Origin of the sequence: Cohnella laeviribosi DSM 21336 (assembly GCF_000378425.1) — a bacterium.
Taxonomy (GTDB): Bacteria; Bacillota; Bacilli; order Paenibacillales; family Paenibacillaceae; genus Cohnella; species Cohnella laeviribosi.
The window spans coordinates 1-6,497 of the sequence record NZ_KB899877.1 but is presented as its reverse complement, the minus strand read 5'-3'; the positions used below and the strand labels follow the sequence as shown (position 1 = coordinate 6,497).

General features: G+C 46.9%; 8 protein-coding genes. 4 read left to right on the top strand and 4 right to left on the bottom strand.

Annotated features, from left to right (window positions below; translation table 11 throughout):
- From F560_RS0121615 to F560_RS0121605, 3 genes are all read left to right on the top strand, one after another.
- Window positions 1-255 (top strand): transposase (locus tag F560_RS0121615; protein WP_019007801.1); only part of this gene is annotated, 255 nt, incomplete at its 5' end.
- Window positions 256-460: 205 nt separating this feature from the next.
- Window positions 461-664 carry a hypothetical protein gene (locus tag F560_RS0121610; protein ID WP_019007800.1) on the top strand — a complete coding sequence of 68 codons (204 nt, stop codon included), beginning with the start codon at window positions 461-463 and terminating at the stop codon, window positions 662-664.
- A 93-nt stretch (window positions 665-757) separates the two neighbouring features.
- Window positions 758-2,194 (top strand): bifunctional metallophosphatase/5'-nucleotidase, encoded by a 1,437-nt coding sequence (locus tag F560_RS0121605; protein ID WP_019007799.1) that lies wholly within the window; start codon window positions 758-760, stop codon window positions 2,192-2,194.
- A gap of 34 nt (window positions 2,195-2,228) precedes the next feature.
- Here the strand turns inward: F560_RS0121605 and F560_RS0121600 are convergent, their stop codons facing one another.
- The 4 genes from F560_RS0121600 to F560_RS0121585 all read right to left on the bottom strand — a co-directional run bounded on the left by F560_RS0121600 (window position 2,229) and on the right by F560_RS0121585 (window position 5,951).
- Window positions 2,229-3,494, bottom strand: coding sequence for a methyl-accepting chemotaxis protein (locus F560_RS0121600; protein WP_019007798.1), 1,266 nt, complete (start codon window positions 3,492-3,494; stop codon window positions 2,229-2,231).
- Window positions 3,495-3,599: 105 nt separating this feature from the next.
- Window positions 3,600-4,175 carry a class I SAM-dependent methyltransferase gene (locus F560_RS0121595; protein WP_019007797.1) on the bottom strand — a complete coding sequence of 192 codons (576 nt, stop codon included), beginning with the start codon at window positions 4,173-4,175 and terminating at the stop codon, window positions 3,600-3,602.
- A gap of 5 nt (window positions 4,176-4,180) precedes the next feature.
- On the bottom strand, window positions 4,181-5,275 hold the full coding sequence (locus F560_RS0121590) for a sensor histidine kinase (RefSeq protein ID WP_019007796.1): 1,095 nt from the start codon (window positions 5,273-5,275) through the stop codon (window positions 4,181-4,183).
- Window positions 5,265-5,951, bottom strand: a complete 687-nt coding sequence (locus F560_RS0121585; RefSeq protein ID WP_019007795.1) for a response regulator transcription factor — start codon at window positions 5,949-5,951, stop codon at window positions 5,265-5,267. The genes F560_RS0121590 and F560_RS0121585 overlap by 11 nt, the downstream gene beginning before the upstream one ends.
- 336 nt (window positions 5,952-6,287) lie before the next feature.
- Here F560_RS0121585 and tnpA point away from each other — a divergent pair.
- On the top strand, window positions 6,288-6,497 hold a 210-nt coding region (gene tnpA, locus F560_RS0121580; RefSeq protein ID WP_019007794.1), incomplete at its 3' end, for an IS66 family insertion sequence element accessory protein TnpA.

The following is a 6,497-nucleotide window of genomic DNA, read 5'->3' as shown; positions in this document are numbered from 1 at the left end:
ACCTTCTTCAAATATCCGCCGGAGATCCGCAAGCTCATTTACACGACCAACATGATTGAAAGCTACCACCGGCAGCTTCGAAAGGTGACCAAAGGCAAGAGCATTTTTCCGACAGACGAGGCTCTGCTCAAGATGCTTTACTTGGCCACCATGGACGTACTACGGAAATGGACAGGCAGAGTGCAGAACTGGGGGCAAATCCTCCTTCAGCTATCCGTCTTCTTTCCAGATCGGATAGGGCACCATTTGCGCTAGGGCTCAAGAGAGTTTACACAAAATTCTTGACAGACCCGATTTGAATGCTGCGCAAACCCCCACCTCCTTGTAGATGAGGATAACACTTCTTTTTAAAGAAATGATTAAGCGATTGGAAAAATGTACATCCAGGTTCGCCGCATCTCCTGTGATAGGCTTGGATTAGACTGCGGGAAATATCCAAACCCACAAGGAGGAATGCGGTGTGAAGAAGAAACAACGGATTGTGGCGCTGGTGGTGCCGGCTCTTTCCGCATTTGGAAATTTCGCCCTCCTTTCCGGGCCTTTGTTTTTCAAATCGAGATACGTTTGGATCAAAATGGCGCAAACCAGGACCCGGTACCCAAACGACATCCTCATCTCTCCCTTCCCGGATGTTCTTCGTTTGATCGTACCGGGCTTGTGTTAAGTTCTGATAAAGCCAGAAGGTTTAAAAACAGGCTGGAACTCCCCATACTATCCATAAGCTTGGGATCACATGCTTCAACAAGGGGGCCTAAGTGTGGAACTCGTATTGATTCAACAAAATGACACGCACGGTTGTTTGGACGCCCATCCGGAATTCTTCTGGGGCGATCCGCGTCCGTTCTACATTCATTGCGGGGGCTTTTCACGCATCTTCCGCTATGTGACACGTTTAAAACAACAACATCCCCACGTACTGTTTGTTGACGGGGGCGATTTGTTTCATGGTACGGGACCGCTGGTTTTGTCCAAGGGTGAAGCCGTCTTGCCGCTGCTCCGACAAATGCCGCTCGATGCTTGGGTACCTGGGAACTGGGACTTTGCTTGCGGAACCCAACAGCTATTTTCTTTGATAAGTCAAGTTCCGGCACCGGCATTGGCAATGAATGCCAAGCCAATCTCCGGCAAAGTCAATCCTTTTCATTCACATATGATTCGGGAAATCGGAGGTATACGGGTCGGTTTGACGGGGTGGACTTACCCATTTGTGGATCAAACGATGCCTCCTTCTTTTTCTGAAGGACTTACTTTTTCGTTAAATTTAGACGATATGAAAAAAGTGGTTCATCAATTACGGGAGAAGGAGCGAGCGGATCTTATCGTGGTGATCAGCCATATGGGACTGCCTTTGGATATAAAAGCGGCATCCTGCATTGAAGGGATCGATATCATTTTAAGCGGGCATAGTCATGATCGAATCGACAAACCCATCAGACAAAATAACACATGGATTGTCCAATCCGGGGCAAGCGCTTCGTTTCTCGGAAGAATCGATATTTCCTTTGAAAACGGAAAAATAACCCATATTCGGCATCAACTTATTCCGCTTTACGCAGACGAATACGAAGAGGACCCGGAATTCTCGCGTCTTATCCGGGAGATCAAGCAACCTTACGAGACGCTCCTGCGCGAAGAAATCGGCAAGCTGAAAACACCGCTTCATCGCATGTTTTTGAATGAAACGCCGATGGACCGTCTCATCACCGACGCGTACCTGTATGCGATAGATGCCGATATCGCTTTGTCTCATGGTTGGAGGTACGGCGCCCCGATTCTTCCGGGAGTCATAACTGTGGAAGATTTATATCAAATCATACCGACGAACCAGGAATTGTTTACACTAGAACTGGAAGGGCGATTCATTCTTGAAGCCTTTGAAACGAACCTGGAGCAAGTCTTTTCCCCGGACCCGTTTCAGCAGAAAGGCGGATATGTGTTGCGAACTTCCGGTGTCATCATGGCTTATAAACCATATAACCCCAAAGGACGGCGAATCGAACATTTTCTCGTTCAAAATAAACCGCTTAAACAGGATGCCATATACCGAATTGTCAGTGCCGGCGAACAAATCCTCGGGCAATATCAGTCCGTCAAAAAGCATTTGGGAATTCATGCCCATGAAGCGATCAGGCACTTTTTTCAGGCCCATCAAACCATTGAAATTCATGATACGCCCCGCATTTTCAGTATTTAGCAGTTATGTGCACAAACCAAGGCAACCATATTCATTAGACCAGAGCCCTTCCTCTTGTTACCTCAACACTTCCTGTGACGGCTTCATTGAATATTTCCGATAAATTTCGGAGTTCTTCGGAAATGTCGCACATTTGTGCGGACAACTTTTCTGCTGCCGCGGATTGTTCCATCGTAACGGCTGTGATTTGACGGATGATACCGTTGATTTCAACGATTCGGGAGATCAGATCCGTGACGAATTGGAACGCTTCATTCGCTTCATGAATGCCTTTTTGGATAACCTTTGAGGCAGTTTGAATGGAGTCAGCAACATCGCCGGTCAAAGAGTGGACTTCCTCTACATTTCGCTCAATATCCTGGACAGCGTCTTTCGTGGACTGAGCAAGTTTTCGGATCTCCTGTGCCACCACCGAAAACCCTCTCCCCTTCTCACCCGAACGTGCTGCTTCGATGGATGCGTTGAGAGCAAGCAAATGCGTTTGATTGGAGACCTTATGGATAAGGTCTACAATATTTTCGATGTTTGATAAATAGCGCTGCAGTTCGGCAAAACGATGAACGATAGACTCAAATGTCCCACCTGAACGAACGATCTCTTCCATGGCCAGCGTTATCACTTGTTTACCGCTCTCTGCCATGCGAACGGCTTCAGAGGTTTGATTGGTTACAGTAGCGGCATATTGAGCAACTTCATGAATGGAGGATGTCAGTTGTTCACCAACCGCAACGGCATGTTGAACACGTTCTTGCTGCTGTTCCATGATTCGCAGCATCTCTTTGGTATAATGGAGTTCTGAAATCTTTTCCACACGTTCGGCAAAACCTTGGGACAAGACCTCGATCACGTTTCTAAGGCTGATTTCCATCAGGATCAGCTTGTCGAAGTTTGCCGCACGTTGCAACGTTTCCAGCAAAACCGAGCGTTTCCTCGAGAAAAAGGTGAGTTGGGATAGGACGACGCGCATCCAAAACAAGTGAATTTTGTTCAAAGCAGCCATCAGCCGGGCCGGAGAATACCGATATGACAACAGCATTTGAAAGAAATCGACAATCGAGGAAACATATTCACGGTTTCTCTCTGCGTTCCAAAACGTAGACATATACTTCCGGAATTCATTTTCTTCTATCGGTTGCTCTTCCCCGACCTTCTTCAGCTCCTCCAAAAAAAGAGCAAACGTTTCACTGGTATGCTTATCAAGTAAATTGGCCAGCGATTTCATCCGCTTAGCGTCTTCGAGTGTAAAAGACTGATACGCAAGAAGATCGGTCCAATCTTCGTGGCAAAAAAAATCGTGCATGTTTGTCCTCCTTTGCTTTCAGATAGTCCTCTGATCGGTTCATCATGGTTGGCTGCCCAGGTAGGGAAATCAACCCTTCGTCAAGTAAATCCGTGATTTGTTCCCTTATGTCGTTTTTCTTGCAACAATAAGATAGTGCTGATCGGAAGGATAGGTCAGTTTTTCAACCAGGAGGCCATTCTCATCAAATGCTTTTGCCAGTTCATTGGATTGTATTCGATGATGGAGAGGAGGACCTTGTACCGTTTGTTTTTTCTCCCATTCGATACATAATACTTTTCCACCCGGCTTTAGCACTCTGCTCATTTCTTGGAGTCCTTTTTCCAAAGGTTCTACTTCGTGTAAGACGAATGAAGCGATCACATGGTCGGCGATTTGTCCTGCCAAGGGAATATGCTCAATGGCTCCTTCAATTAACTCGACATTGTCAAGTTTTTGCTCCTCCACACGTTTCCCCAAATATTGCAACATTTGCGGTTCCACGTCCAAGGCGTAGACTTTGTTCCGGGTGAGACTTGCCGCCGGTATGGTAAAGTACCCGGTACCTGCGCCCAAATCAATCAGAATGTCGTTATCTTGGATTTCCAGCAACTCCAATAGCTTGTGTGGTGGCAGCAATTTACGCCGTTCCGGGTTGTCCAGTTTCTTCATATGTTCAGGTTTAAATCGGCGTTCCGTCATGTTTCTTAACCACCTTTATCCATTTTTATGGGGAGGGTAACCCAAAACGTATGCTTGCGGCCATCCGATTGCAATCCGACTTTTCCGCCGAACCGTTCCACAATTTCTTTCACAATCGCAAGACCCAGCCCCGTACCGTACCTGTCTTTTTCCCGGTGTCTTGACGGATCAACGCGATAGAACCGCTCAAAAACCAAATCGCAGGCTTCTTCCGGTATAGGCTCCCCCATGTTGGATACCGTGATACGGTATTCTGTTTGTTCCCTTTTTCCCGTAATCCTGATCTCTTTCCCTGTATTGTACATGAAAGCATTCTTGAGCAAATTGTTCATGACCTGCTTGATTCCGTCTTCCTCGCCAAGAACGACGCCCTCTTGTATGGAGGCGTCCAATGAGACACCCCTTTTTTCGCTTTCCAACTGAAAAGCCTGAATCGTTTGTTGCAGCAGTTCATGGATTTTGATCTCTGTCTGATCAAGACTGATATTCCTTCTGGCTTCCCAGACCGTCAAATGATGAAGTTGTTCAACGAGCCGGGTGAGGTACTGAGCTTCTTCAAGCAGGGATTGGTACAGTTCCCGGTTGCCTTCCATGACACCACTGGACAACGCCTCCAAATAGCCGTTTAAGTTGCTCAGAGGCGTACGCAATTCATGAGATATATTGCTTAGCAGACGTTTCCGGTTTTCTTCCGTACGCTTCAGCGTTTTTGCCAGTTCATTGAAATGTTGGGTAAGCTGACCGATTTCATCATGAGATCTGGGTTCGATGGGCTTTGGGTAATGTCCTTCGATCATGAGTCGAGTCGATTCTGTGAGCCGTTTTAAAGGAGAAAGTATTTTTCTGATAAACATATAATGAATGACGGCAGCGACCAAAATGGCCAAAACACTGGCTCTCCATAAATAAAACTCCATCGTTTCACTGAAGAATCTGCTTTTTTCCTCGCCGACAAGCTCATATTGGGCTACTATCATACAAGCAAAATCTTTTACCGATACCCCTGCGAGCCAGATCACAACAGCGATAACCAGGCCGTTGACCATTATGAGTTTCATCGTCAAATGCTTTCGCCAAAACATCCAATGTTTAATATGCATGAAATCGATATCCCATCCCTCTTATCGTTTCAATAAAACGCGGAGCCCCGCCCATTGCTTCAAGCTTTTCACGGAGCTTGCTAATATGGACATCCACGGTCCTGTCGATTACCGAACGTTCTTCATTCGGATACAGTTCTTGTAATATTTGTTCTCTTGACAATATTTGATTCGGATGCCGCATCAGAAAGTATAGCAGTTTAAATTCGTGCACCGTCAGCGGAATAAGCTCTCCGTTAAACTTCACTTCTCCTCTATGAGGTTTCAGCGTTAAACCCCTGTAGCTGATTTTGCTGCAACGATTGACCGTTCTGCGCAGGACGGTTTCCACCCTGGCAACGACCTCCCGCGGACTGAAAGGTTTCGTGATATAATCATCCGCCCCTAATTGCAACCCCTGAATTCGATCCGCCTCATCCACTTTGGCCGTCAGCATGATGATCGGAATATCGCTCTTCATGTCGCAACGGATCCACTGACAAAGCTCTTCCCCGCTTTTGTGCGGAAGCATGAGATCCATAATGACAAAGCAGGGATCAAGCTTTTCAAAGAGCTTCATTCCTTCGGCGCCGTCCGCCGCCAACAGGATCTCGTATCCTTCTTTTTCCAGATATATTTTCAGTAACTGTCGGATTTTGGCGTCATCTTCAACAATCAGGATCGTTTTGCCCTTCATTCCTCTAACACCCCCTAAACACCTGGCTGTTTGTCCGAGAATAACAACCATTTGTTAAGATGCGTTAAAGAAAAAACCAATGAGATGAACTCATCGGTTTTCATATCATGGATTCGCAGCACGATTGATGCATTTCATCAATCGGGCTTCCACGTCGGCAGCAATACCCATCAGAGCATCATCCTCCAGCATATTCATGAATGCGGTCGGTTTCGGCATGCCGATTCTGGTCTTTCCGTCCACTTCATATACGTAAGCGTCAAATATTCCCCACCTACACGGACTCGAAGATTCATGAAAAACTAAGCGTATCGGAAAGATAGGAGGTACGCGCGAATGAACGAAAATGAACGCAACGAGCAATGGCGGGAGCGGATCCGTGCCTATCGGGAAAGCGGACAGACCATGCGAGCATGGTGTGCCGCCCAAGAAATCCCGTTCAACCAACTGAAATACTGGCTGCGCAAACTGTCGCCGGGCAAACGGAAATCACCAACGACGACTTGGGTGACGGTCACCCCAACGCCGCCTTCATCGGCGGAAGCC

What these genes read in the sequence shown, in the direction of transcription:
- F560_RS0121600 (WP_019007798.1), bottom strand. Translation starts at nt 3,494, where the DNA reads ATGCACGATTTTTTTTGCCACGAAGATTGGACCGATCTTCTTGCGTAT.
- F560_RS0121595 (WP_019007797.1), bottom strand. Translation starts at nt 4,175, where the DNA reads ATGACGGAACGCCGATTTAAACCTGAACATATGAAGAAACTGGACAAC.
- F560_RS0121590 (WP_019007796.1), bottom strand. Translation starts at nt 5,275, where the DNA reads ATGCATATTAAACATTGGATGTTTTGGCGAAAGCATTTGACGATGAAA.
- F560_RS0121585 (WP_019007795.1), bottom strand. Translation starts at nt 5,951, where the DNA reads ATGAAGGGCAAAACGATCCTGATTGTTGAAGATGACGCCAAAATCCGA.